The sequence below is a fragment of the Paenibacillus sp. NPDC058367 genome (genome assembly GCF_042723305.1).
Classification (GTDB): Bacteria; Bacillota; Bacilli; order Paenibacillales; family Paenibacillaceae; genus Paenibacillus_AQ.
This window is the reverse complement of the sequence record NZ_JBHXIZ010000001.1, coordinates 1,244,627-1,267,801: the sequence shown is the minus strand read 5'-3', so window position 1 is coordinate 1,267,801 and position 23,175 is coordinate 1,244,627. Positions and strand designations below refer to the sequence as shown.

At 45.5% G+C, this 23,175-nt stretch carries 22 protein-coding genes; 8 read left to right on the top strand and 14 right to left on the bottom strand.

Annotated elements, in window-relative coordinates:
• The first annotated feature begins 215 nt into the window (after positions 1-215).
• Positions 216-473, top strand: a complete 258-nt coding sequence (locus tag ACFWMP_RS05650; RefSeq protein ID WP_042125931.1) for an AbrB/MazE/SpoVT family DNA-binding domain-containing protein — start codon at positions 216-218, stop codon at positions 471-473.
• A 143-nt stretch (positions 474-616) separates the two neighbouring features.
• On the opposite strand, the gene ACFWMP_RS05645 is transcribed toward ACFWMP_RS05650, so the two are convergent.
• Positions 617-1,126 (bottom strand): PadR family transcriptional regulator, encoded by a 510-nt coding sequence (locus tag ACFWMP_RS05645; RefSeq protein WP_042186461.1) that lies wholly within the window; start codon positions 1,124-1,126, stop codon positions 617-619.
• 96 nt (positions 1,127-1,222) lie between these two features.
• The gene (locus tag ACFWMP_RS05640) at positions 1,223-2,386 is read right to left on the bottom strand and encodes a YhgE/Pip domain-containing protein (protein WP_379422429.1); all 1,164 of its coding nucleotides are present in this window, start codon (positions 2,384-2,386) and stop codon (positions 1,223-1,225) included.
• 194 nt (positions 2,387-2,580) lie between these two features.
• On the opposite strand from ACFWMP_RS05640, the gene ACFWMP_RS05635 reads away from it, so the two are divergent.
• The 4 genes from ACFWMP_RS05635 (at position 2,581) to ACFWMP_RS05620 (ending at position 9,872) form a co-directional block, all read left to right on the top strand.
• Positions 2,581-3,306 carry an HAD family hydrolase gene (locus ACFWMP_RS05635; RefSeq protein ID WP_076283333.1) on the top strand — a complete coding sequence of 242 codons (726 nt, stop codon included), beginning with the start codon at positions 2,581-2,583 and terminating at the stop codon, positions 3,304-3,306.
• 217 nt (positions 3,307-3,523) lie between these two features.
• Positions 3,524-3,799, top strand: coding sequence for a hypothetical protein (locus tag ACFWMP_RS05630; protein WP_042186467.1), 276 nt, complete (start codon positions 3,524-3,526; stop codon positions 3,797-3,799).
• 259 nt (positions 3,800-4,058) lie between these two features.
• Positions 4,059-4,217: a hypothetical protein gene (locus tag ACFWMP_RS05625; RefSeq protein ID WP_340968386.1), complete on the top strand. Its 159-nt coding sequence runs from the start codon at positions 4,059-4,061 to the stop codon at positions 4,215-4,217.
• 3 nt (positions 4,218-4,220) lie between these two features.
• Positions 4,221-9,872 carry an immunoglobulin-like domain-containing protein gene (locus ACFWMP_RS05620; RefSeq protein ID WP_379422426.1) on the top strand — a complete coding sequence of 1,884 codons (5,652 nt, stop codon included), beginning with the start codon at positions 4,221-4,223 and terminating at the stop codon, positions 9,870-9,872.
• A 90-nt stretch (positions 9,873-9,962) separates the two neighbouring features.
• On the opposite strand, the gene ACFWMP_RS05615 is transcribed toward ACFWMP_RS05620, so the two are convergent.
• From ACFWMP_RS05615 to ACFWMP_RS05590, 6 genes are read right to left on the bottom strand one after another with little or no spacing between them, the layout of a single operon-like run.
• Positions 9,963-11,093, bottom strand: a complete 1,131-nt coding sequence (locus ACFWMP_RS05615) for a YheC/YheD family endospore coat-associated protein (RefSeq protein WP_042186470.1) — start codon at positions 11,091-11,093, stop codon at positions 9,963-9,965.
• Positions 11,075-11,593 (bottom strand): GNAT family N-acetyltransferase, encoded by a 519-nt coding sequence (locus ACFWMP_RS05610; protein ID WP_042186473.1) that lies wholly within the window; start codon positions 11,591-11,593, stop codon positions 11,075-11,077. The genes ACFWMP_RS05615 and ACFWMP_RS05610 overlap by 19 nt, the downstream gene beginning before the upstream one ends.
• A 25-nt stretch (positions 11,594-11,618) precedes the next feature.
• Positions 11,619-12,731 carry a YheC/YheD family endospore coat-associated protein gene (locus ACFWMP_RS05605; protein ID WP_042186475.1) on the bottom strand — a complete coding sequence of 371 codons (1,113 nt, stop codon included), beginning with the start codon at positions 12,729-12,731 and terminating at the stop codon, positions 11,619-11,621.
• Positions 12,728-14,101 carry a YheC/YheD family endospore coat-associated protein gene (locus tag ACFWMP_RS05600; RefSeq protein WP_042186478.1) on the bottom strand — a complete coding sequence of 458 codons (1,374 nt, stop codon included), beginning with the start codon at positions 14,099-14,101 and terminating at the stop codon, positions 12,728-12,730. Before ACFWMP_RS05600 ends, ACFWMP_RS05605 begins: the two co-directional genes overlap by 4 nt.
• The gene (locus ACFWMP_RS05595) at positions 14,102-15,280 is read right to left on the bottom strand and encodes a YheC/YheD family endospore coat-associated protein (protein WP_052404216.1); all 1,179 of its coding nucleotides are present in this window, start codon (positions 15,278-15,280) and stop codon (positions 14,102-14,104) included.
• 10 nt (positions 15,281-15,290) lie between these two features.
• Positions 15,291-16,658 (bottom strand): YheC/YheD family endospore coat-associated protein, encoded by a 1,368-nt coding sequence (locus ACFWMP_RS05590; protein WP_339246569.1) that lies wholly within the window; start codon positions 16,656-16,658, stop codon positions 15,291-15,293.
• A gap of 330 nt (positions 16,659-16,988) precedes the next feature.
• Between ACFWMP_RS05590 and ACFWMP_RS05585 the strand changes: the two genes are divergently transcribed.
• Positions 16,989-17,327: a YlbF/YmcA family competence regulator gene (locus ACFWMP_RS05585; RefSeq protein WP_042186485.1), complete on the top strand. Its 339-nt coding sequence runs from the start codon at positions 16,989-16,991 to the stop codon at positions 17,325-17,327.
• Positions 17,328-17,453: 126 nt separating this feature from the next.
• Here the strand turns inward: ACFWMP_RS05585 and ACFWMP_RS05580 are convergent, their stop codons facing one another.
• Positions 17,454-18,029: an LURP-one-related family protein gene (locus ACFWMP_RS05580; protein ID WP_042186488.1), complete on the bottom strand. Its 576-nt coding sequence runs from the start codon at positions 18,027-18,029 to the stop codon at positions 17,454-17,456.
• A 192-nt stretch (positions 18,030-18,221) separates the two neighbouring features.
• Here ACFWMP_RS05580 and ACFWMP_RS05575 point away from each other — a divergent pair, with 192 nt between their 5' ends.
• Positions 18,222-18,506: a hypothetical protein gene (locus ACFWMP_RS05575; RefSeq protein WP_042186490.1), complete on the top strand. Its 285-nt coding sequence runs from the start codon at positions 18,222-18,224 to the stop codon at positions 18,504-18,506.
• Between the two features lie 463 nt (positions 18,507-18,969).
• Here the strand turns inward: ACFWMP_RS05575 and ACFWMP_RS05570 are convergent, their stop codons facing one another.
• Both ACFWMP_RS05570 and ACFWMP_RS05565 read right to left on the bottom strand, forming a co-directional pair.
• Positions 18,970-19,110, bottom strand: a complete 141-nt coding sequence (locus tag ACFWMP_RS05570; protein ID WP_179085720.1) for a hypothetical protein — start codon at positions 19,108-19,110, stop codon at positions 18,970-18,972.
• Positions 19,111-19,214: 104 nt separating this feature from the next.
• A complete protein-coding gene (locus ACFWMP_RS05565; protein WP_379422420.1) occupies positions 19,215-20,048 on the bottom strand; it encodes a YhfM domain-containing protein in 834 nt (277 codons plus the stop codon).
• A 177-nt stretch (positions 20,049-20,225) separates the two neighbouring features.
• On the opposite strand from ACFWMP_RS05565, the gene ACFWMP_RS05560 reads away from it, so the two are divergent.
• On the top strand, positions 20,226-21,560 hold the full coding sequence (locus ACFWMP_RS05560; RefSeq protein WP_076300903.1) for a DRTGG domain-containing protein: 1,335 nt from the start codon (positions 20,226-20,228) through the stop codon (positions 21,558-21,560).
• A gap of 95 nt (positions 21,561-21,655) precedes the next feature.
• On the opposite strand, the gene ACFWMP_RS05555 is transcribed toward ACFWMP_RS05560, so the two are convergent.
• The 3 genes from ACFWMP_RS05555 to ACFWMP_RS05545 form a co-directional block, all read right to left on the bottom strand.
• A complete protein-coding gene (locus tag ACFWMP_RS05555) occupies positions 21,656-21,976 on the bottom strand; it encodes a YtpI family protein (RefSeq protein ID WP_234541033.1) in 321 nt (106 codons plus the stop codon).
• 87 nt (positions 21,977-22,063) lie between these two features.
• Positions 22,064-22,564 carry a sporulation membrane protein YtrI gene (locus ACFWMP_RS05550; RefSeq protein WP_042186499.1) on the bottom strand — a complete coding sequence of 167 codons (501 nt, stop codon included), beginning with the start codon at positions 22,562-22,564 and terminating at the stop codon, positions 22,064-22,066.
• A 5-nt stretch (positions 22,565-22,569) separates the two neighbouring features.
• On the bottom strand, positions 22,570-22,893 hold the full coding sequence (locus ACFWMP_RS05545; RefSeq protein ID WP_042186502.1) for a YtrH family sporulation protein: 324 nt from the start codon (positions 22,891-22,893) through the stop codon (positions 22,570-22,572).
• Positions 22,894-23,175: the final 282 nt, after the last annotated feature.

Below are 23,175 nucleotides of genomic sequence, written 5' to 3'. Positions count from 1 at the left end.
ACAAATAATTTGGATCGCTTTACAGCATTTTGTCGAAAGTGTACATATTTTTGTCGAATAATTGTCGATAAATATCATATTTTGTAGAAATAAAATTGACAGGGAATGAATAGCACTTTAATATTAGAGTATAGCGTAATCATTACTATCACTTAGAAGCCTACATAGCTTTTAGCAAAAATGATTATTAATGTGAATTTAAGGGAGGATGTACGATGATGAAAGCGACAGGCATAGTAAGAAAAGTAGATGAATTGGGACGTATCGTAATTCCTATTGAACTACGTAGAACGATGGGAATTGACATAAAAGACCCGCTCGAGATTTTTGTAGATGGAGAGAAAATTATTCTTAGAAAATACGAGCCAACTTGTATCTTCTCCGGAAGCGCAGAGAACCTCATCAATTTCAAAGGTAAAATGGTAAGCAAAGATGTTCTCGATGAGCTGATTTCTAGCTTTGATAGAGTGTAGTCGATAGATTACACATTTTTGCTAAAAAAGAACCGGTACAGCAAGCACGATTTGTGCATGCTGCCGGTTCTTTTTTATGATAGCACAACAAAAAAAGCAGTAAATCCCCTAGAATAATAGGAAATCTACTGCTCACACGATCCTTATTCAGACTCCAGCACACTTTGAATTTTTTTGATAAAGGCTTCATATTGCACTAGGCCCAATTCCATACACAGCTTCTGGTAAGGGGACAGTTTGCAATCTAGTTGCTTTAATTTCTGATCAAGATCATCGTACATTGCCTGCTTTTCTATCAATGCTTGCCGAAGTAGATTATCTATGTTCTCTTTATCGGTCTTATCTCCGAAATACAGATGCATAAAAAAGTCTGAACGCAGAACTTCCTTTTCAGCCGGTGTTTGCAAGTAAGCATGGAACTGATCCAAGCCGGCACGGGTAATGGTAAATACATTTTTGTCAGGTTTGCCTTCCTGCCGTATGGATTCTTTGGTGATTAGGTCCAGCTTCTCCATCTTGCTCAGGGTTGGGTAGATGGTGCCGTAGCTGGCATCAAAGAAAAAAGAAAAGTATTCCTCGAAATGCCGTTTTATCTCATAACCCGAATGAGGTTTTTCACTTAATATCCCTAGAATGACATCTTGTATATTCATGAATCATTGTCGCTCCTCTCTTTCACCTCCTACCATATCACAACTGCATTTCGCTCTCAATTTGAAAAGGCATAACCAAGGAGGCAAACTAAATAATTATGCATTTGCTGGTACGGGCTCTTGTTCTTGTGATAACTGAGTTTCCTTGCGAATGAAGGTTAGGATAATGCTTAATCCAGCTATTGCTGCACCAATGCAGAGTAGATAGAACATATCTTTCCATACACCATTGCCTCCGATAACTAGGTCGAGCATGCCATTTACCGCGTAGTAAGCAGGTGAGAAGGGACCGATCCAGCTATAAAAAGGAGAAAGCACATCACGAGGAATTGTTGCTCCGGAAGCTAACATTTGTATGGAAAGAAGTGCGATATTTAGCCATGCACCAGCGTCGCCGAGTAGCAGCAGACTGAACTGTGCAAGAATCATGCAGGAGAGAATCACAATGAATTCGAACAGCCACATGAGCAGAAAGCCATGGTTGGAGTGGATCCCGAGTGAGTTAACCATGATAGTCCCCACTAGAGAGGTTAGTACAGCCGTTGCACCCATAATGGCAAACCGGGCTCCAAAGCGATCCCATTTACCAAATTGACCCGATAAGTTGGAAGAAGCTTTTTGCAGATTCATGGCGAGTAGCATAGCTCCGGTAAAGGAGGCAGTAACAATCATTAACGGAACCATAGTTTGTGCAAAATTAGTTGTAGGATGGATGACTTCAACGTTTGCGGAGATTCGGCTGCTTGCCGCACTTTTGATGATCTCTGCTTGTGCTTGTGGCAGCTTCATAGCTTCGAGGGTTTGGTTTAGTGCTGTATTACTGCTTTGTGTGTTCATGGCAGCCGTGACTTTAAGGGCTACAGTCTGCATAACATTGCTAACCATTTGCGGATTAGATTCATTTATGAGGTAACGGAGTTCAGTCTTTCCGGATGGATTACTAACCGCTCCGGTGAACCCTTGTGGAATATTGATAATCATGCGGATTTCTCTATGCTCAAGGGCTTCCTTGGCAGCTTGTAGTGGAAGGTCCTGTCTGGTTACGAACTGAAGGGACTGGGTAATGCCATCGACTACAGGCTGAGCATTCGCACCATCCTCATTCACAATAGCAATCGGCAACCGATCTACCCGATCAGTTACATGGTCATACCCTGTAATCCAGATTAAGCTGAAAAAGACTTGGAACAACAGTGCAGTTATAATCCCGACGAGTGTAGCAGGCTGCTTGAGGAAGCGCATGATTAATGGACGTGACATGGTTATCTCTCCTTTATATTTCAACATGTTATATTACAGATTGTAATATAACATGTTGAAATATAAACTGCAACAAGAAAAGTGGAGAGCATGGACATTCCGAAGTGATATCATATATCATAGGGCTTGTACTGGAAATTTCGTGCAGATGAATGTGCTTACCTGAAGCAAAAGAGAATGGGGAGGAACAACAGATGAGTAAAGAGGTACAAGGAACAGAACTGAACGCGGTTCACTCGGAGTTGAACAAGCCGGAAGCGATTGTTTTTGATATGGATGGAACATTGTTCCAGACTGAAAGTCTTTTATTACCTGCATATCATAAAATGTTCGATATTTTGCGGGAAGAGGGATTATACTCAGGACCAACACCGCCGGAAGAGCTTATTCTAAGCGGCTTAGGGATGCTATTGGCAGATATTTGGAAGAAGGTTATGCCTGATGCCGATGAGGCAGTGCACCGCCGTGCAGATGAGCTGCTATTGCAGCTTGAGGTCGAAGGACTTGAAGCAGGTGGGACGTTACTGTATCCTCAGGTGGTCGAAACACTGACTGCCCTAAAAGAGCGTGGAGTACGGTTGTTTGTGGCTAGTAATGGGCTGGAGGAATACATTCACAGTATAGTTGTGGTGCATGAGCTTAAAGAGTTATTTGAAGGATTGTATAGTGCGGGTGGTCAAGGCACTGCGACGAAGACAGAATTGCTACGCATTTTGCTGGACAATCATGGAATCAAGAGTGCCTGGATGGTAGGTGATCGCTCGTCTGATGTGGAGGCAGGTAAGGGAAATGCTCAAACCGTCATCGGCTGTGCGTATGCAGGTTTTGGCCGTCAGGATGAGCTGAAGGGCTCCGATGTAATTATCACTTCCTTTGATGAGTTGATAGACTTGTACGACAACGCATCGGTTAGCGAATAGGAATATCGCGATTTATATTTGGTAAACGAATAAAAGGCAAACCTCATCTAGGCAGAGGGTTGCCTTTTTTAATGTTAAGGTTCTAAATGCAGATGCAGGAATAGCTCAAAGCTAAAAAGATATACATAAACAAAGGGGATGATCCGATAGATCATGGAAAGGGATTATTCCTATGTGATGATAAGGAATCGAGAAGCATGTTAAAGGAGTATAAAAAATGATAATGAGCTTCCTTTTTATTGCTTTAAGCGCTGCACTTGGAGTGGGCATGTGGTTTTTAGTAATAGGTATAGTCTTTTCTATTGGTGGCGGAGACTTATTTATAGTTACTCATTATGATTCCTTATTTTTTTATATTGCTGTTTTTTTATTGTGTATCGTGAGCTATCTTTTGTTTATAAAACATCTATTAGAAAAGGACTTACAGCTCTTGCTCCATATTTGTGTGGGTACCACTATGCTCTTCTTTTTTCTAACGCCTTGGCTGAGCTAATCAAAATCTTCAATACAACGAGTTTTTCTAATATAAGTTCCTCAGAACATCAGAATCTTCCAGGAAGGCAGTGGCATCAAGACCTAACCTTTCGGCAATTTTCATAACCTATGCAGGCAGAGCGCCAACGAGCCATCGTTCGCTCTGCTTTTTTTGTGCTGCTGGAAAATATCTCGACACCAATCGAGTTTTTGTGAGTTTTTTGTGAGATTGATTTGGTTTTATGAAACTACATCATTCTCTAAAAGGAGGAGTGCAGGTGCTCAAACTGAAAGATTGGCGCGAATTGGACATCCTGCCTGTTAGCAAGTTCCCCCGTTGGGGGTGGCAGGCTGTAAACATTCGCAGTCTCCTGCCATCATTTTTCATACACCGGAAAAGTGAAGGCAGTAAAACGACTATGAGGAATGGAGAGTGAACAATGAAGAGGTATAAGCTGTTTTCGATAATGTTGGTGTTGTCTTTGGTATTGTCCATGCTTCCTGTTGCACCTGCAACAGTAAACGCGGCTGCAGGTTCAGCGGGGGCAAGGGCCGAATATGGCGGATTAGGCGGGTCTGAGCTATTCCTGGGAGGGAAATATATAGAGCTTGGAATCAGCAACTGGGGCGATTTCGGCACTGAGGGCAATAAACCCGCGAACTTCCGCGGAACAAGCAGTAGAAATAATCTTGGCATGAGTGCGGATCATGACGGGTATGGCACTGGCTTGGATCTGCCCGTGGATTATTATTTGCCTGGGACTCCCGAGGAACGGTTCGCGGTAGGCTATAAGGTGGGTGGAAATACATATGCGAAATCCAATTCAGCTGTGATGAACACCAAGCAAATGCCGACTACGGTATTGAATACCTCGCAGGAGGATAAAGGGCTCCTGAGTGCGACTATCGTCTCTACATGGGACGGAACAATGGAAATTAAGCAGGTTATAAGCTTTAAAGAAGATTACAAGTTCTACCGTAATGACGTTACCATTAAGAATCTCTCCGACCAGACCTGGGATGGAGCTCGGTATATGCGTTCAATGGATCCGGATAATACGGTAGACCAGGGCGGATCATATGCAACGGCTAATAGGGTAACTCATACCGTAGAGGAGGATGGCGTTGCTGTCGTTGAAGCGAAGACCAATTCGGACGCAGACCCGCTCTTTAAAGCATTTAGTTCGAGAGCACCTATCTTCTTTTACTCAAGCAATCCGCAGGCCAAGGCATCCGTATTCGGATTTACCAATGTAGATCCTTATGCCTTTGAGGCGTATGACAGTCCGAAGCCTAAAAATCAGGAAGTGGTGGCTGATACGGGTATCACGATGACCTGGGATTCGGGCGCTCTGGCTCCAAGTGAGAGCAAGAGCTTCACCTACTACACCAGTCTAGACGAGCGGGACTTCAAAGAGGTTCTCGCGGAAATCGAGCTGGATGAGGGCAGCGGCCCTCTGACTGAGACGGAGGCCAATGATGGTACGGTGAAGGGTAACCAGAAGGTCAACATCCTTGGAGCTACCCTTACCGATCCGATTGACGTGAACCATATTCGGATCAACAACCTGCCCACCGGACTGGGCTTTGAGGTGACCCGGCTGAGTGAGACCGAGCTCAACTTCAAGCTGACCGGTGCAGCGGTAAACCACAGTAAGGAATTTAGTGTAGATAACTTGTCTGTGACAGTCGGCAAAGAGAATCTGATCGGGACTTCCGCTGATTTAACAACCAAGACCTTCGGTCTTACCTTTATTGATCCAGCTATGCTGAGGTTGGATAAAGGCATTGTCTCGGAGGCGGTATACGGAAGTGGGCAGATTTCCGAGACATTGCTGTTGTCCGTTACCGGCGGCAAATTTGCTTCGGATATTGGTTCAAATGATATCGAGATTCGAAATCTTCCTGACGGGCTAAGCGCGACATTGAAGAGAATCTCTGATAAGGAGCTTCAAATCGGCTTTGACGGCATCGCAATGGAGACGGAGGACGTATACAATGCCTACGTAACGGTAGCGGCTGATAAGCTTGTCGGAAGTCCGACATCTCTAAGCACTAATACGTTTAAGATTGATTTTAAGGACAAGGAGCCTTTTCTGGTCGTTCACTCACCTGTTTATGAATCCGACCTTAATGATGGCAGTATTGCCGATGTACTGGTTCTGGAGCTCAAGAACGGAATCTTTGATGCATCCGTTACAGATTCAGTATACGCGGTGAATTGGCCGGATGGGTTGGAAATAGGCGATATTACGATTGACAATCCTACCCAAATAACCTTATCTATTGCCGGACATGCAAACAGCCACGAAATCACGGATAGTATAAATAATGCGGAGGTGACGGTCGCGGGAATCCCGTCAACTACCTTCTCGGTCCTATTCCGTTCTCCGCCGCCGTCCATTTCGGCTTCTCCAGATGTTCTCCATGATGCGGGCGACGGCTCGGTCGAGGAGACCTTGAGGGTAACCCTGAAGAACGGCAGATTTACCGAAGAGGTTAACACTGGTGTAACGATCAATAACCTACCGGAGGGACTGGACTTCACTGTGGTGCGCATCAGTGACACTATACTCGAAGTCCACTTTACGGGGCAGGCAACGAAGAAATCCGATGCTTCCGCATTTGCTTCGGTCACAGTTGATCCTGCAATTGTCATTGACGCTGCAGCATCACTCACCTCAAATAATTTCGATTTGCAGGTGCCGGATGCAACTTCTCTAATTGTTAGGGATATGACTGATCTTACCTGGGACACGATCCGGGAAGAGAATATCCAGCAAGAGTCTGTCACCTCGGATGTATATCTTACTGAGAAGGGGACTTACGGAAGTAAGATCATCTGGAAATCTACGAATGAAGCGGTCATCTCGCCTGACGGTACTGTTACTAGACCCTCATTCGAGAAAGGGGATCAAGAGGTTACATTAACAGCGGAATTCAAGAACGGTTCTTCTGTCCAGACGAAGACCTTTATTCTTATTGTCAAAAAAGAAGCGGGAACCGATGAACAGTCGGTTGCTGAAGATTTAGATCTGTTAACCTGGGAGATGATTCGGGCCGATAATGAAAGCCAGAAAGACGTGAAGACGCTGCTGAAACTGCTGACAAAAGGCAGCAACGGCAGCGGCATTACCTGGAGTGCGTCGGATAAGAAAGTGATTGATACAGACGGCAAGGTAACGCGTCCTGGTTATCTGGAAGGGGACCAGACGGTAACCCTGACCGCAGTGATAAGCAAGGGTGAAGTCACCTTTAAGAAAGAGTTCATCCTTATTGTTAAGGCAAAGATTGCAGATATTAATGAACAATTGGCCGAAGAAATCGGTATGTTGAGAATTGGCTATACCAATCCGGATTCGGTAAACAGCGTAACGCAAAATATCCAGCTGATCTCGAATGGCTTCTATGATTCCAAAGTAGTATGGACCAGCCATAGAAGCGATATTGTCAGTAACACAGGAGAAATCCAGCGACCATTGAAAGATACGATTGTCAGATTGACCGCCCGGGTAACGAAGGATGGCTTCTTTCATGAAAAGGACTTCTACATCACGGTTAAGGGAACAAGTCTGGTTGATCTTCCCAAGGATGAACTTAATGCGAATATTGTATACGCACCAGGAGATTCCGAGAATTCTGTAAAGAAAAATTTATTTTTGACGACTAAAGGAGATACGGGTTCCTTACTGACTTGGACATCTAGTAATCCTGACATCATCTCGAACACTGGCCGGGTCAGCAGACCAGGTCCGGAAGAAGAGGATGTAAAGATAGTGCTTACCGTGCGGCTTGCCGATCCGGATAAGCCGGGCGAATTTAGAGTCAAGACGTTTACGGTCATCGTCAAAAAGCTGAGTGATCAAGAAGCAGTGGACGAGGCAGCAAGAAGTTTGAAGATAGACGATGCCGCAGTCTTTGCAGAAGGTGACATTTGGGAAAGTGTAACTGAAGGCTTCCTGCTGCTGCAGACTGGAAAGTACAGCACTGATATTACATGGGCCTCTAATCAACCGTCAGTGATCGGAATTGATCAGAACGCTGATCAAGCTAAAGGCAAGGTTAACCGGAAAAATGAAGAGACCAACGTCATCCTGACAGCAACCTTTAGCCGAAATGGCAAAACTGCGACCAAAAAATATCTGCTGATTGTCAAGGCGCTGGGAGTGGCAAAGGACGGAGCTATCCGTCAGGTGACCTCCAGACAGGCAGAGTTGTCTATTAATAACGATGGCAAGCCGTTGCAGCAAGGTATCAACATCCTAAGAACGAATATGTCGGATGGGACTAAGATCGATACAATCATTGTGGATGACAATGAAATGTTTAATCTGGTGGAAGCTGTAAATCCGAATGATCCAGACGTGGCGAATCGAAGTCTGATCATAAGTCACGTGGACGATCCTTCTGAACATGCGGATGAGATTGCCATAGAAATTCCGGCATCGGCCATATTGACCCTTGCAGGGCGCAACATTGCATTGGATATCGTCACCAGTCTGGCATCCATTCATTTGGATGAAGCAAGTATCAAGCAGCTTGAAGCTGCCGGTACAGACTTGTATTTCAGAATTGTACCGGTACGGAATTTAAAGGAACAGCAGACCTTCCAGACGAACGCCGTTAATATTGGTACTACGAAGCTTTTACTAGCCAATAACCATACCGTTAAAGTTCAGGGAATACCGCGGGGGATTGAGACTAACTACAGTGGGATCAATACGTATATCCGGATTCCGCTGTCTGAGCTGACTGACAAGATTCCTGTTCAGAGCTCCGTTGCCAGAGATGCCTTCCTGGATAGTCTGAGAATCTATGTTGAGCATAGTGACGGAGACATTGTAGTGTATTCTCCTCTCCGGATTGGATACACCGCTAAAGGTGATCCGGAATTTGCAGAGTTCCGGATTGATAAATTCAGTATTTTCCAAATGATTCAAATCGCAGATAAGAAATCGGACGACTCTCAGCACTCCGGCAACCCGATTGTTGTCAGCACTGCTCCTGTACCGGTACCAGCAGACACCAGAAGTACTGAACTGACTGGCGAGAAGTTGAAGGAGCTGCAAGATCAGGATGGAGTGATTAAGGTTGAAACCGACTTAGGTACTATCAAGCTGAATTCTGGTAATGTAAGTCTGGATAAAATCCAGAAGCTATTTGGACAAGAACATATGAATCCAAAAGACATTGTGATTCGTGTAGGATTAACCGCAGCCGATCAGAGTTACATTGAAGGATTCAAACTGGCAGCCAAGAGGGAGCAGGTACAGCCTGTAGGTCAACCTGTCAAGTTCTATATCGAAGCATCGTATAAAAATCAGACCCGATCCGTTTCAAGTCAAGGTTGGGGAGAATATACGTTGCCGGTACCGGAAGGAATGAAGATTACAACAGGTGTTCTCTACAAGGATGGTGAGATTTATCATCAGCCAACTTATGTGAATATAGAGAATGGACGTTACTATGCGCGCATTAACAGCCTCGAGACCGGAGTCTTCGGATTAATCTGGAATCCGGAAGAGTTCCAGGATGTTGAGCGGCATTGGAGCAAACAGGATGTTAATGTTATGGGCTCCAGGCTCGTTGCGAATGGCACGAGCGATACGGTCTATGAGCCGCAGCGCGCAATCACCAGAGCGGAATTCACGGCTATGATGGTCAGAGCTTTGGGAATTGTCAATTATGATGAGCGGTCTGTATCCTTCAGTGATGTCCCGGCACATGTCTGGTATGAACGGGAAATGGAAGTTGCGATAGAGTATGGTCTAATTGCCGGTTATCCTGACGATACATTCAGACCGAATAACAGCATTACCCGACAAGAAGCGATGACCATCGTCAGCAGAGCGATGAAAATTACCAAGCTAGTATCTACCCGCAGTGAAGAGCAGTATTTAGAGCTGCTTCAGTCTTTTACGGATTCGAAATCGATTGCCAAATGGGCAGAAAAAGACGTGAAAATGAATCTTTCTGCCGGCATCATTGTAGGTAGAAATGAGCGGCTGGCGCCTAACGAGAATATTACTCGCGCTGAAGCAGCCGCTGCAGTAAGAAGACTTCTGATTCAGTCGGGAATCATAAATCCTTAATTGTAGCAGTGAATTTTTAAATAGTTATTTTTAACAAAAGCAGCGGTTGCCCAAGTTGGGAAGCCGCTGCTTTTGTTGTTGAGTATCAATTTATTCCTCAGTAGTCTTAGCTGTGGTTGGGGCACCTTTGTTATTATATAGCCATAACGCATATTCTAAAGGTCGCACTAGTGCTTTGCGATAGGTGTTGCCGTCCCCTGATCGGGCAAACACTTCACGTGCAGGCTTTGGATTAACCTCCAGCACATAGATTTTTCCTTCTCGATCAATGGCAAGATCCAGTGCAAGTTCACATAAGGCTCCGAAACTTTCTTCCAGGAAGGCAGCGGCATCAAGACCTAACCTTTCGGCAGTTTTCATAACCTTATCGGTTTTATCTTGACTACCCAGCCATTCCTTCAGGAGCGTTTCAGCTCGAACGGCGTGCCCACCGCCATGAAGATTGGAGGTTACGCTTCGCGCCGCACCGACCCTTGCTGCCATACCTGTCAGTTCCCAGACGCCTTGCCCATTCTTTTGAACGAGCATGCGGTAATCATGGAAACGTCCGCCAGGCAAACGTAGTGGAATCCCCTGTTGGACGAGGAAACGTCCACCAATACACCATTGTCGAACGATGGAATCCAATCGGGAGGCAGAGACCTTTCGGGGTGGAATAATCCGGCGATCTTGGCGGCGGCCCTGAATATCAAATACCCCTTTACTGTTCTTTACCCGCTCAATTCTAAGGATACCGCGTCCACCTGTGCCGTTTGCAGGCTTGATATAGAGGACCGGGCTCTGCTTTAACATTCGGTGCAGATCCGCAGAGGAGTTATATAGTAATGTTTCTGGCATATGCTGCCGGAAGCGACTCTTTTGTGAGAACGTTTGGTGAATGGTCCATTTGTTGCGCAGTGGACGATTCAGAAACAGCAGATGTTTATAGCGTTCACGGAAACGAAGCAACTGTTGAAAGCGCGTGCTGCGCTGGATACGGCAACGGTCATAAATCATGTTCGGGAAGGAACGCCATTTGCGTGACCATTTCCCGCTCTTTGGATCAAAGACAAGGGCATGGATCTGCTCTTTGCTGGGATGGACATCCATGGGGGTAAACACAAAAACATCCAAGCCCATTCGATTGCCCTCAATGATCATTCTCCGGTACACGGCCTTTTCTTCAAGCTGCTTGGCTTCATTTATATACAAAGTAAGAATGCCTAAGACGGGCTCTGGCACAGGAGTTCACCTTCTTGTGGAGAGTTTGTAGTACTGACGGTATTCTGTGGTGACCGGATCAATAAAGTTGGCTTGCCAGTAGGGCCACTAGAAAGCGCCACTGCGGCAAGACCAACATTGAAACACATTTTCAGACTGGCTGTATTATCGCTGGCAACACTGCATTCCAGACGGCCTAAACGCTTTAACTGGGCGGCCATAAGGGCGGTGCCGGTATGCCTATTTCGGTATAAGGGATGCACGGCAACGAGACAGGCCTCTTCACCGAAACCGGATACGAAGCTTACTCCTGCTAGCTGGCGCCCATTCTGACCGCGTACGGTGGCGACAAGCAGCGAGACACCCGGCTCTGACAACTGTTCTGGAGTTAATCGGGCCATTACCTTGCAAGCCTGGTTTGTAATCCGACGCTCCCCATGCTCTCTTATAAACTCAAGCAGTCCGGTTAGCCGCGATTTCCACTTTTTAGCATCAGTGTCGTAGATAGAGGATATCTGCATGCTGTGTCACATCCTTTAATGAATTCTACTTGATATGGCGTGCTAAGTGCTGGCCATATTGAAAGATTCGCTCCAAAGAAAGCTTGCGAATCGCAGGCTCATCAAATTTCATCGGACGGGAGTTTGCCTCAAAGAACCAGAGTCCACCGTTCTCATCGACACCGAGATCCATCGACATCTCCCCAAGCATAGAATCAGAGGCTCTTTCAATTTGTCTGGCAATTAACAGAGCAGTTGTAGGTACACTTTTTAAGATAGAGGCTGCTCTTTCGGTTCCAAATGTGCTTTCCAGCATGGTGGAGGGCTCCTCGATACTTCCGCCACGAGGTACATGCGTAGTGATGCTGCGGGCACCAGCTAGACGTGCACCTATGCCGGTCATTGCCCAGCCGCCTCTGCCATTTTTCTGCAGAAGTACACGTAGATCAAATGGTCGTCCTCGGTGAGTTGCTAGTTCAATAGCTTGCTGTACGATATAGCGTGAGCTTCCCTTTTCTTTTCCTATCCGTGCCCAGAGGCGTTCTACTGAGGCAGCTTTGTAGGTCACATTTTTTTTGCCGCTTTGAATTTGCAGACGATAGGGTAAGGTGGTATCTGCACGGTATTTTAAACGCATAATTCCTTTACCTGCTTTGCCATTCTCAGGTTTTAGGTAGAGACTGGTATGATTATTTAGCATGGCAATAAGCGTGTTTGCACTGCGTAAACGTCTGGTTTTTGGAACATGCTTTGAGGTGGCATGCGAGCCCTTCAGCCATTCAAATAGACTCCATTTATTGAAAAAATATGGATTATATAGCTTAATGCCTGGATGTTCCAGGCATTGAGCTATTTTGCGTACGACAGCAGGTTTTTCCTCATCCTCACGGGTAGGAATTCGATTATAGATGATTTGTGGAAGAGGTACAGGAATGCTGTACCATATTCTTCCGCTGGATGATGGGACATAACCGTTCACCATCCGTTCCTCGAGCTTCAAGTCACGGACAGTGACGACGTAGACAAGAAATCCCAGTTCCTTGCCTGTGCGAATGATGTCCCGGAAATTATTACGGTTGCCATTAAAATGCCTTACTTTATCGCTGGTTGTCAGTATGGCAATAACGGGTTTTGTTTCATCCGGAATATGGGTGTTCACATCTCATCCCTCCTGCGGAATTTGCTGAGGTATAGACAATGCTCCAGAATGTGCTCGATGGAAGCTTTGCCCTCAGCGCGCAGGGAAGGATGACGGAAGATGGAACGTCCTGGTTTGGCGTTGGCCTCGAACATCCAGATGTCTTCATCCTGATCAATGCCGAGATCAAAGCCAATTTCACCGAGCAAATGACGATGCTGGATTTCTAAGGATTCTGCCAGCTTAATGGCTGTACTCTTCGCACGCTGTAATACTTCATCTGCTCGGCTGCCGAATACACGCCCGAGCGCCTGCCCAGGTGTAAGCAATGCCCCCCCATTTTTGAGGTGAGTGGTGACACTGCCTCGGCCGGCTTTCTTCGCACCAATACCAACTACAATCCATTGATTACTGCCGTTTTTATGCATATGGAATCGGAAATCAATGGGGCAGCCATCAATTTCAATCAAACGTATTCCTTGTTGGACGATATAATTTTGCAGGCCTTGACCGTGTCGTGACCGAAGCATACGCATGAGGCTTTCAAAGGTAGTGAAGCGCAGAAGTACGTTTTTTCCACCTTTGCGGTAGCGGGCAAAATATCCTTTTTTCGGCAGATAGGTAAGTCGGTAAATCCCGTGACCCAGGCTGCCTGCGGAAGGTTTGTAATATACAAAATGGTGGTGATCCAGCATTTCTCTCATTTTTTCGGAGGAGGGATTGCTGTGTGTCTCAGGTACGTAACGGTTTGCTGCTCCGTCATTCTCTAACAACCGATAAATATCGGACTTATTGAAAAAGCTCCAGTTGAAGTAAGGGATTTTCTTGCGCATAAAGCGTTCGCGAAGCTGGTTGATATAAGGTGAAGTCTCCGCTCTCCGACTGGGTAGCCGATTGTAGACGACATCAGGCAGAGGAACCATTTTACGTTCGAATTTGCCGCCTGCGGTTAAGAAATAACCATAGACCTGCTCCTGTTGCCAGTTGATATCACGCGGCATAAAGGCAAATATATAACATTTGTTACTGCCTTCCCGCAGTAATTGCTTTATAAAGCCAGTGCGAGAACCGAAGGGTTGATTTGAAGATGCTGGCCCATCGGTCAATACACCGACTAAAGGTCCCAGCTGTACCTCGTCGTTTTGCAGATTGCGTAAATAGATACCACCAGATTTCGGAACCTTGATAGCACTCTTTACACCAGTGGCGAGGAATAGATGATTTCCGGCGCGCTTGATGGGCTTGATCATGGTCGGGATGGCATCTTTACCGAGTCTAAGGCGAATGTTCTTCTTCCCGGTTAATTTCAAGCTTTTCATCAGTGCACCTGATACATATACAACTCTTTGGGGCTGCTTAGTAAAATGCACATTGCAAAAAGTGAGACTCATTTATGAATCCTCCTTAGGAACCATTGTTATCATTCTCCCGTTTATAACGGAGCTGTCCGTAGATAGGGATGGTATCCGTCGCTGTGTGAGTAGCAGATGGCGCGCATAAGACAGTGGATTCTCGGCGGCGAGCTTAGCAGCCCGGCGGTCGCCCGTCAGCCGGAATACCGTGCGCCCTGGCTTGGAATTTGCTTCAAGTAAATGAATCCGACCGCTCGAATCAATACCGAAATCTAGGCCGAGTTCTCCAAGCCTACCGCATGCGGCCTCCAGAAGAGGAGGCAAGTATGCAGCTTCTGCAGCAAGCTCCTGCATGATGTCTTTTCCGTCCTGACCATATTCTGCAAGTAAAAAGGGCAAAGGAGGAACCGCAGTTCCACCGCCATGCAGGTTCGAAGTCAGTGAACCATGATTACCCAGCCGAACGGCCATGCCAGTAAGATCCCAGCGACCGAGGCCATTCTTTTGCATCAATACACGCACATCGAACGGTTGCCCCTTACGATTAGTTAGGTGCAGATAAGGCTGTATAATATAGCGGCGTGTGCCGATAAATTCATGAATCCAGTTCAGTCCTTCATCCTGCGAGCTGAATACATATTGAAAGGGTGTATTTGTCCCATCACGCCCTCGTACTCTTATGCCTCCTCCAGAGCGTCTGTTCTGCAGTATGGCATGCAATGTACGTTTGCCATGAGAGCCTGCTTTGGGTTTTAGGAAGACCCCGTATTCTCTTTCAGCGAGCATATTGCTTAACTTGCGTGTACCGGTATAAAGAACAGTTTCCGGCAGTAAAATAGCGGCTCTTCGGTTGCGCTTCAATATCTCGTATACGCCCCATTTATCAGGTAAACCTCTTGACCAAGGTAGTGAGCGGTGAAGGAAAGAGAGTGCAGAAGAGGCTTCTTTTCTTTCTTTCGGACTATTGTAAAAACAACGATTATAAATGATATCTGGTGGTGTAGAGGTCGTATTGTGCCAGCTTCCGTCTTTCCATGTATAACCGGTTATAGATGACCCGTCTGCCGCTACTCCGTCCGGATGAAACACGAGGACTTTAAGGTTATAGCGTGGAGCTGCACGGCATAAATGACTGCAAAATTCTGGCTCGGCAATCGGAGGATTCCCGTGACGACGGCCCGTCATAATGCCGAGGAACCCCATAGCTGTTTCAGTCATTGTGTCCTCCTTATAAACCGGCCAAATAGCGGCAATACAGAATCATTTGCTTGACGGACGGTCTGATTTTTTGATCGTTTAGCGGTGTATTATCGTTTTTGGAAGGTTTGGAATTAACCTCCAAGAGCCATATTCGTCCGGATTGATCCAGTGCCAGATCGATTCCGAGCTCTCCAAAATGAGCAGGGATAAAGGTTTCTACTCCTCTTGCAATGGCAAGTGCTGCTCTTGGAAGCTGAAGCTGTACGCTATCCTTGGTACCTGGAGGAAGGCTGCTCTTGCTAACGGCTTCACGGACAGTACTGAGACTGCCACCTCTTGCTAGATTGGAGACGAAATGATTGCTTCCAGCGGTGCGAGCGACAATGGAGGTAACGCCCCATTTCCCGGTACCATTCTTCTGTACAAGTGCTCGAAAATCTACAGGACGCTTACCGAGCTCCATCAAGGGCAATCCTTGTTGAATCTGGTAGCGCGTTGTCTTCATCTTGGGAGCAATGGATTGATACAGTTTAGCTAATGTTGGGTAGCTTTGCTTGCGTGTACCTATAGAGGTAGTAGATAACAAACGGTATCCTCCGCCTTCATCTTTGGAGATTCGGAGAATGCCTTTGCCGAGACTGCCTCGTACAGGCTTTAGAAACACGCTTGGATATTGGCTGCACATCTTCTTTACAACGGCAAAACCGTTTAAAACATGCGATTCCGGTAAATACCGCTTCAATGAAGGGTCTTGCGTTAAAGCTTCAAATACTTCTGTCTTGTCAAGAAATTTTTCGTTGAAGAAATGCGTTCCATACCGTGATTTTACATCCGCCAAAAAATGCTGTACGCTAGGTTTATTCTCCACCTTTCGCGTCGTTAGCCGATTGTTGATTACATCGGCGATGGGCAGACTCATTTTCCTCCAACCCTCGTTGTATACCCAGCCCTGGATGGAAGAGCTGCTTGTTTCCAGCGCTTCCGGGGTAAAGAAATATACATAGGCGCCTTGTGAGTGGCAGGCATTTGTTAATTCTCGACAGAACATGGTAATGGGTCCAAACAGCCTGTCGAGATTATCTGGATGGTCACGGCTGACGAGTACACCGATCAACGGGCCAAGTCGCAAGGTACGACTTACGGAGCTGTAAGAGGCGTTGAGGGTTTGCCGATGTTTCCATCCGGTCCGCCGCGCGAGTCCTTCGCTTACACGCAGGCTTTCGGATTTGGGAGCCGGGATAATGGTGACCTCCTGCCGGAAAGAGCCGAAAGCCAGCTGGAGCGTTCCGTGAGCCGGGATTTTGAGTCTTTTCATGGATCGTTCGCCAAGCATTATAGCGTTTTCCTGCAGGATGCCCGTGTGGACCGTATGGACCGGGATCTTGAATTGGGACATCGTGGATCTCCTTCCGGTAGGCAGCATGATGCCGGCAATTTGGTAGCTAAGGGTTACATATCATTCATCATATGGAGACATATGACCCTTGGTGATTGACCTACTCTTTAAAAACCTTGCCGCATCATTTCATAAGTCTGACCCAAGAAGCGAAACAAGCATGGGATGAATTAATATTTGGAAACTTAAGCAACGCTTTCAAAGTGAGTTTTGTACGAAGTAACTCTAGGAAGCGAACGCAAACAAAACTTAAGCAACGCTTTCGAAGTGAGTTTTGTACGAAGACGAATCGAGAAGTAGTGACTTACAAAACTTTTAGGAGGAATCATAATGAGTATTCACGACAAAGCACATGAACTGGCGAAAGCCATTAAAGAAAGCACTGAGGTAGCGGATATCACCAACGCGATGAAACTGGTAGAAACAGATCCTGAAGCCAAGGCGATGCTCGACAACTTCCGCAATGGTCAATTGGAGCTTCAACAACGGATGATGAGCGGAGATATGCCTCCACAGGAAGAAATGGAGAAAATGGAGAAATTATTCGAGGTGCTTAACATGAATCTTGGGATTCGCCGTCTGTTCGATGCAGAACGCCGTTTGAGTGTTGTAATCGAGGATGTAAACAAGATCATTACCGAGAGCTTGTCGCAATTGTATGGCGAATAAACGCTTTTAGTAAGCGGGTATTCACCTGAAAAGTTTGATCAGTGTAATCTAAATAGGGTGTTCCCGAAGCCGTTTGGCATTGGGAACACCCTATTTATTTTTGTGACTAGCACATGAGTAAACTCGCTAATCTTGTTTTCCTTCGATTGCGCAGAGAAGAATACCAGCAGCCAAACCTAGGCGGCGATCAAGCATTCCCTTGGGATCCTCAGAGAAGTCAGCGATGATTTTTGTAACGAATGGATTAAAATTTTGTTTGAAAGTCGGGATCGTTGTATCATTCATCTCGATATTATATTTTTGAGGAATAATAGAGATGAAGCGGCGGAGTATAGCCATCGCGGTGCTATCTTCCTTGATTTTTCCAATTTCCTGATCATGATGATCGAGAATCGTCCATTCATCTTTCAAAATCGATTTGAGTCCCTTACGCCGAAGAGCACCAACGTGTTCGCCAGTCTCCGAATCATGCACATCATAAACAGCACTAAAGTCGATGGCATTGCGGGCTTTTATACGCAGAAGCTCCTTTTGCATAGACTCATCCGTGTACAGTGCAATATCCTCTTTCAACTTGAATGCTTTCATTTGTGAATAGAGTACAAGCTGCTCGGCGTTATCATAAATATGAAGTTTCGCACCCATGATCGAAAATACCTTTTTTCGAATTATGTATTCGGTATGAGTATAAGTTGCATTCAATTCTAAATCGCCCCCTAAATGAAATAATCATCTCATATATAAGCTTTGCTAGCTACATAAATGCGTATTATTTTATATAATTTTTTGAATAGAAGTATATTTTTATGGACTTGTCTCATATTACGGGCTTCATGTTCATAGAGTAGAGATATAGATTTAATCGAATATCTTGTCTACGAGGAGCTGTTGGTTATGAGAAAAAGAAACAAGTTTAAACATGGTGTCTATCTGTTGCTGGCGTTGGCCATGCTTTTGTATGCTCTGCCGAAGTTATCGCTTGCGAATGGGCCTAGCTGGGTGTTTGGTTTTGGGGTGGTCTGGTCACTTTTTGCCTTTATGGTCATTGCGGCACATCTCCATTTTATTATCGGTGTTGATGAGGAGAAGACCAAGCGTTTGGAAGCTGTGCGAAAAGCAAAATTGGAGCAATGGCAGTCCAAATGGAAAGAAGAAACTAGAGTTACACAAAGATCATAGAATTGGGGCTGCGTTCTTAAGTAACTAGATTTAAATATTCCCGTGAAAAGCGCTGAAATGGCTAAAAGAAGGGTATAAATCCCCTAGATTGCCGTGAAAAGCGCTGAAATGGCTAAAAGAAGGGTAAAAATCCCCTAGATTCCCGTGAAAAGCACCGAATTAGCTAAAAGAAGGGTATAAATCCCCTAGATTGCCGTGAAAAGCGCTGAAATGGCTAAAAGAAGGGTATAAATCCCCTATATTCCCGTGAGAAGCGCCGAATTAGTTGAAGGAGGGGTATAAATCCCCTAAATTCCCGTGAAAAGCGCCGAATTAGCTGAAAGAGGGGTATAAATCCCCTAGATTCCCGTGAAAAACGCCGAATTAGCTAAAAGAAGGGTATAAATCCCTTAGATTCACAGAAAAGCCCACTAGCTTAAGCCAGTGGGCTTTAAAATTGCCCCGCAAAGCAGGGGGATTAAAGTTATCTTGCACCTGTAAAAGGATTGATCTCATCCGAGAGATCTTTTCCAGCTTTCTTTTCTTCTGCAGATATCCGTTTACCTAGAGCCGCGTAGTACCACACCGCAGGAACGAGAATCGCGAGTATAAAAAGAAATTGCATAAAGTCATCCCCTTTCACCTCTCCATTATAACATATTTTTCCTTTTTTCTTAAGGGACTATTCTCTATTCGCCTACCCACTACCCAATTTGTCTAACAAACGGGTTACTCTTTACTGGCAGAGCATTCTACTTCAAATACATAACTGGCGCTCCCCTGAGGCCATCTTGCTTGGATTATATACAGATGTTTTCCGCTACCTGCTGCGAGCTGAAAACTGTTATTTTCTACGGAAAGAGCTTCGTCCGGACGTTCCTCACCAGGAAATGAAGCCACAACCTCTATCTCCTTGGGTGCAGATGAGAATTTGAGTTCTACCTGATCACGGCTGATGGCTTTGGGATGTACCTTCTGTTTGGTAACTAATTGATCATAAGAAGCCATATCTACACAGACGCCTTTGCCATTGTCATTCCAGCAATAAGAGCCTTGAATGGCATCGAAATGCTCACCGCCAACAGTAACTTGAACGTTAGGGGGCTGTGGGTTAGTAGTGTCTGCTGGAGAAATCTTATCTTCTTTAACAGTCGATTGGAATAAGTCCAACAGATCTTTTTTGCTGATATCCGAAAGACGATAGTGACCCGTTTGTCCCGATTTAATGAGTAACCCACTGTTGCTTCCGACGATCCAAAAAGAGAACTCATAACTTATGCCTTCCTTCATGTTTACGGTGGTTCTGTAATCGCTTGGAGCAATATCTAGTTGTCCTTTATCATATTCAGCAGCAGTTATGGCTTGAACGAAACGTTCCAAGGATGATGCTTCAGAAATAGTCGTCACCGGCTGGTTTTTTTCAATTAAGTTAATAGAAACTATATTTTGTGCATCCAGTTCTATTTGGCTTGATTGTTTTACTTCGGTTCTCGCATTTCCACAGCCGATCAGTCCTATGAAAAGCAAAGTAATGGTAAATATTATTAACATGGTCTTGTTCATATCCACAATGCTCCCTTCCTCTTTCTTTAACTCTCAGACTATAAAAAAGAGGAAAAGGTTGCTAAATAACGGGCAGTTAAATTCGAATTCGATGCTTATGAATCGGTTGTACTGTGCCATTCTCTCCGTGTATAATGAGTACAGTATAGTACAGATCGGAGTACGGGGGTGTAACAGTTGGAAGGTCAAGGCGATGCAATTACTAAACACGAGCAACTGCTGCAGCATATTGAAGGTCTTAAGGTAGGCTCCAAAATATCTGTTCGTAAGCTTGCAAAAGAAATGTTGGTCAGTGAGGGAACGGCTTATCGTGCCGTTAAGGAAGCTGAGAATCTTGGAATTGTCATTACGAAGGAACGGATTGGTACAGTACGTGTAGAAAAGAAGCCTCGTAACATTTCTGAACAGCTGACGTTTGGTGACGTGGTTGATATTGTGGAAGGTCATGTTCTCGGCGGGGCTAGCGGACTGAGTAAACATCTACATAAATATGTAATCGGTGCGATGAAGGTCGACGCGATGATTCGTTATATAGACGCAGACAGTCTGCTTATTGTGGGTAACCGCGATGATGTTCACTCCTTGGCGCTAGAGCAGGGTGCCGGAGTTCTGGTTACAGGCGGTTTCGGGACGAGTCGTGAAGTGAAGGCATTAGCCGACGAACTGGATCTCCCCATCATTTCATCAAGACATGACACGTTTACCGTGGCATCAATGATTAACCGAGCGATTTTTGATAGATTGATTAAGAAAAAAATTATGCTGGTAGAAGATATTGTCGACAGCAAACCGCGTATGATTACGTTAAAAATTTCAAGCACCGTAGGTGAGCTACGACAGATTTCAGAGGAAACTGGAGAGCAACGTTTTCCCGTTACAGATGAATGGAACCGAGTGATTGGGATTATCGGCCGACGCGAAGTAGAGAACCTGACAGAAGGGCAAAGTATTGAAAAGGCTATGGTTCGGAGTCCGGTTACCGCTGCGCTGCATACCTCACTAGCTTCGGCTGCGCAGATCATGATGTGGGAAGGTGTCGATTTCCTACCCATTGTAGACCGTAATCGCAAATTGGTGGGCTCCCTAACCCGTAAAGAAGTGCTGCAAAGTCTGCGAGATGTCCGTAACACTCCGCAGCTTGGGGAGACCTTCGATCATCTCATCTGGAACGGTTTTGCGGATGAGCGGGATGAAGAGGGAAGATTGTTTTTTCACGGCTTTATTACGCCTCAGATGGCCACAGACCTTGGTACCATTTCTGAAGGTGTACTGTCTACGCTAATGACGCTCTCTGCGTTTAAGGCAGCTAAGGATATTACAGGAAATGACTATGTATTAGATAATATGTCCACCTATTTTATCCGGCCGGTACAGATCGAACACGCGATTATTGTAATGCCGAGACTGCTCGAGATTAGTCGCCGTACATGTAAGCTGGAAATAGAGATCAGCTATTCGGATACCCTGGTAGCGAAAGCTGTCCTGATGCTGCAATCCATTGATCACGGCTAATAGATAATGAATCACAAACATGCTAAATAGACTGCCCTCAACGATGATAGTGAGGGTAGTCTATTTTATTCTTGTAATCCTATCAGAGGGATAGTCTAGGCTTTCGACTGGTGTTGTTCCTGGCTACGGCTACGGCTGTAATAACTATAGCTGCGTATTCCTGAGAAGATGTTAAACACACCGATTAGAAGAAAGGCAGCTTCAACAATGATATTAACGGTGGAGCCGCGAAATAGAAACATGGAAATCAGGGAAAGCGTTACGAGCATACAGCCCAGCATCACATTCATGACGGAGCGTTTTAGCCCCTTATCTTGGGGATTTAAGGCACGGCGAGAGGATAAGCTGTACACAGCGGCGCCGATTACAAAGATCACCAGCAGGATAAACAATAAGTACTTGATAAATAAAACCATGGACAGCCAGCTCCTTTATCATGTCTTGCAAAAGCCTTGAAGTAATTTCCACTTTTGTCTGTCCATTATTGTATCACACGATTGTTGTTAGTTGCGCTTAAAAGGACTGATTTCCACCCAGATTTGCAGAACACCTTCCATGACGAGCATCGTCCGGATTTTGACAGAGTATTCCTTATCACGCACAATGTAAAGCTTGCCATCCAGCAGCAGCCTAACCAGTTTACTGTCTGTGTCAATATCGAACATGCTGCGGCCACGCATGGGCTCCAGATCTGAGCCCATTTGGCTTATAATTAATTTTACAGTTACGGGGTCAAGGGGGTTATCTTCTTTGGACTTGCTCTCTTCCGAACGGATTTTGATTTCTCTGATTACGGTAGAGGTATTATTGTATTTTTTGAGCGTTTTAATATCTTCCTGATATTGCTCAATGTCTACGCGTAAGTCTTGATTTTGCAGCCATAACACGTTATATCCAACATGGTATATACCGTTGTATATGACGGCTCCTACGACGATTCCCAGCATGAATATAGCGGAAATTTGGGTGAATCTACGAAAACGACTGAATGGTGGAACTCTCACTGGTGTTACCCCCTGCCGCACACCCATTTTACTAGCTCGCTGCCCATATGAGCTCCGAGAAAAGCGAAGGCAATATACATGATTTGCTTGATGGCGGGGGAGAGGTTACCTCCAATCACATTGCTTTCAATGACCCGTAAAGGGTCCATAGTACCCCCTACAGCGGCGGCAAGTGCCCATATTTTAATCCGGTCTGCTACATCTAGCATTGTTTGCGTCGGTGGTTGCAGGGATACTACGGCGCCGATTCCGCCGACCATAGCTCCGCCAAGTACGATGCCGAAGGCGATAAAGAAATCGAGGATGGCTTTGCTCATAAATATGCTCATAAAGGCCCCTTCCCGGACGAGGCATCTATAAACGTTGCCTGTCCATGTGCTCTTAATCCATTCTATGGGCGGGTCCCCCTTTAATATGATAAAATAGTTTCATCTTATAGTGCGAGTTCAAAAAGTACGGTTTTCAGCACCGAGAAGATTGAAAGAAGGTAGAAAATGAGGAGCGGAGCGTAGTGGGAGCTACGTGAGCACCGGAAGTTTCGCCTGAATTCAATCTTCGATGTCGAGTAAGCTTCTTGGGTTACTTCGTGATCAAAAGCGGACTTTTTGAAC

Bases quoted from the DNA above. Each gene is read 5' to 3' on its own strand.
- ACFWMP_RS05595 (WP_052404216.1), bottom strand. From the start codon at position 15,280: ATGACTGAAACAGCTATGGGGTTCCTCGGCATTATGACGGGCCGTCGT.
- ACFWMP_RS05570 (WP_179085720.1), bottom strand. From the start codon at position 19,110: ATGCAATTTCTTTTTATACTCGCGATTCTCGTTCCTGCGGTGTGGTAC.
- ACFWMP_RS05590 (WP_339246569.1), bottom strand. From the start codon at position 16,658: ATGTCCCAATTCAAGATCCCGGTCCATACGGTCCACACGGGCATCCTG.
- ACFWMP_RS05650 (WP_042125931.1), top strand. From the start codon at position 216: ATGATGAAAGCGACAGGCATAGTAAGAAAAGTAGATGAATTGGGACGT.
- ACFWMP_RS05555 (WP_234541033.1), bottom strand. From the start codon at position 21,976: ATGGTTTTATTTATCAAGTACTTATTGTTTATCCTGCTGGTGATCTTT.
- ACFWMP_RS05545 (WP_042186502.1), bottom strand. From the start codon at position 22,893: ATGAGCATATTTATGAGCAAAGCCATCCTCGATTTCTTTATCGCCTTC.
- ACFWMP_RS05640 (WP_379422429.1), bottom strand. From the start codon at position 2,386: ATGTCACGTCCATTAATCATGCGCTTCCTCAAGCAGCCTGCTACACTC.
- ACFWMP_RS05610 (WP_042186473.1), bottom strand. From the start codon at position 11,593: ATGCAGATATCCTCTATCTACGACACTGATGCTAAAAAGTGGAAATCG.
- ACFWMP_RS05630 (WP_042186467.1), top strand. From the start codon at position 3,524: ATGATAATGAGCTTCCTTTTTATTGCTTTAAGCGCTGCACTTGGAGTG.
- ACFWMP_RS05620 (WP_379422426.1), top strand. From the start codon at position 4,221: ATGAAGAGGTATAAGCTGTTTTCGATAATGTTGGTGTTGTCTTTGGTA.
- ACFWMP_RS05585 (WP_042186485.1), top strand. From the start codon at position 16,989: ATGAGTATTCACGACAAAGCACATGAACTGGCGAAAGCCATTAAAGAA.
- ACFWMP_RS05635 (WP_076283333.1), top strand. From the start codon at position 2,581: ATGAGTAAAGAGGTACAAGGAACAGAACTGAACGCGGTTCACTCGGAG.
- ACFWMP_RS05575 (WP_042186490.1), top strand. From the start codon at position 18,222: ATGAGAAAAAGAAACAAGTTTAAACATGGTGTCTATCTGTTGCTGGCG.
- ACFWMP_RS05600 (WP_042186478.1), bottom strand. From the start codon at position 14,101: ATGAGTCTCACTTTTTGCAATGTGCATTTTACTAAGCAGCCCCAAAGA.
- ACFWMP_RS05645 (WP_042186461.1), bottom strand. From the start codon at position 1,126: ATGAATATACAAGATGTCATTCTAGGGATATTAAGTGAAAAACCTCAT.
- ACFWMP_RS05565 (WP_379422420.1), bottom strand. From the start codon at position 20,048: ATGAACAAGACCATGTTAATAATATTTACCATTACTTTGCTTTTCATA.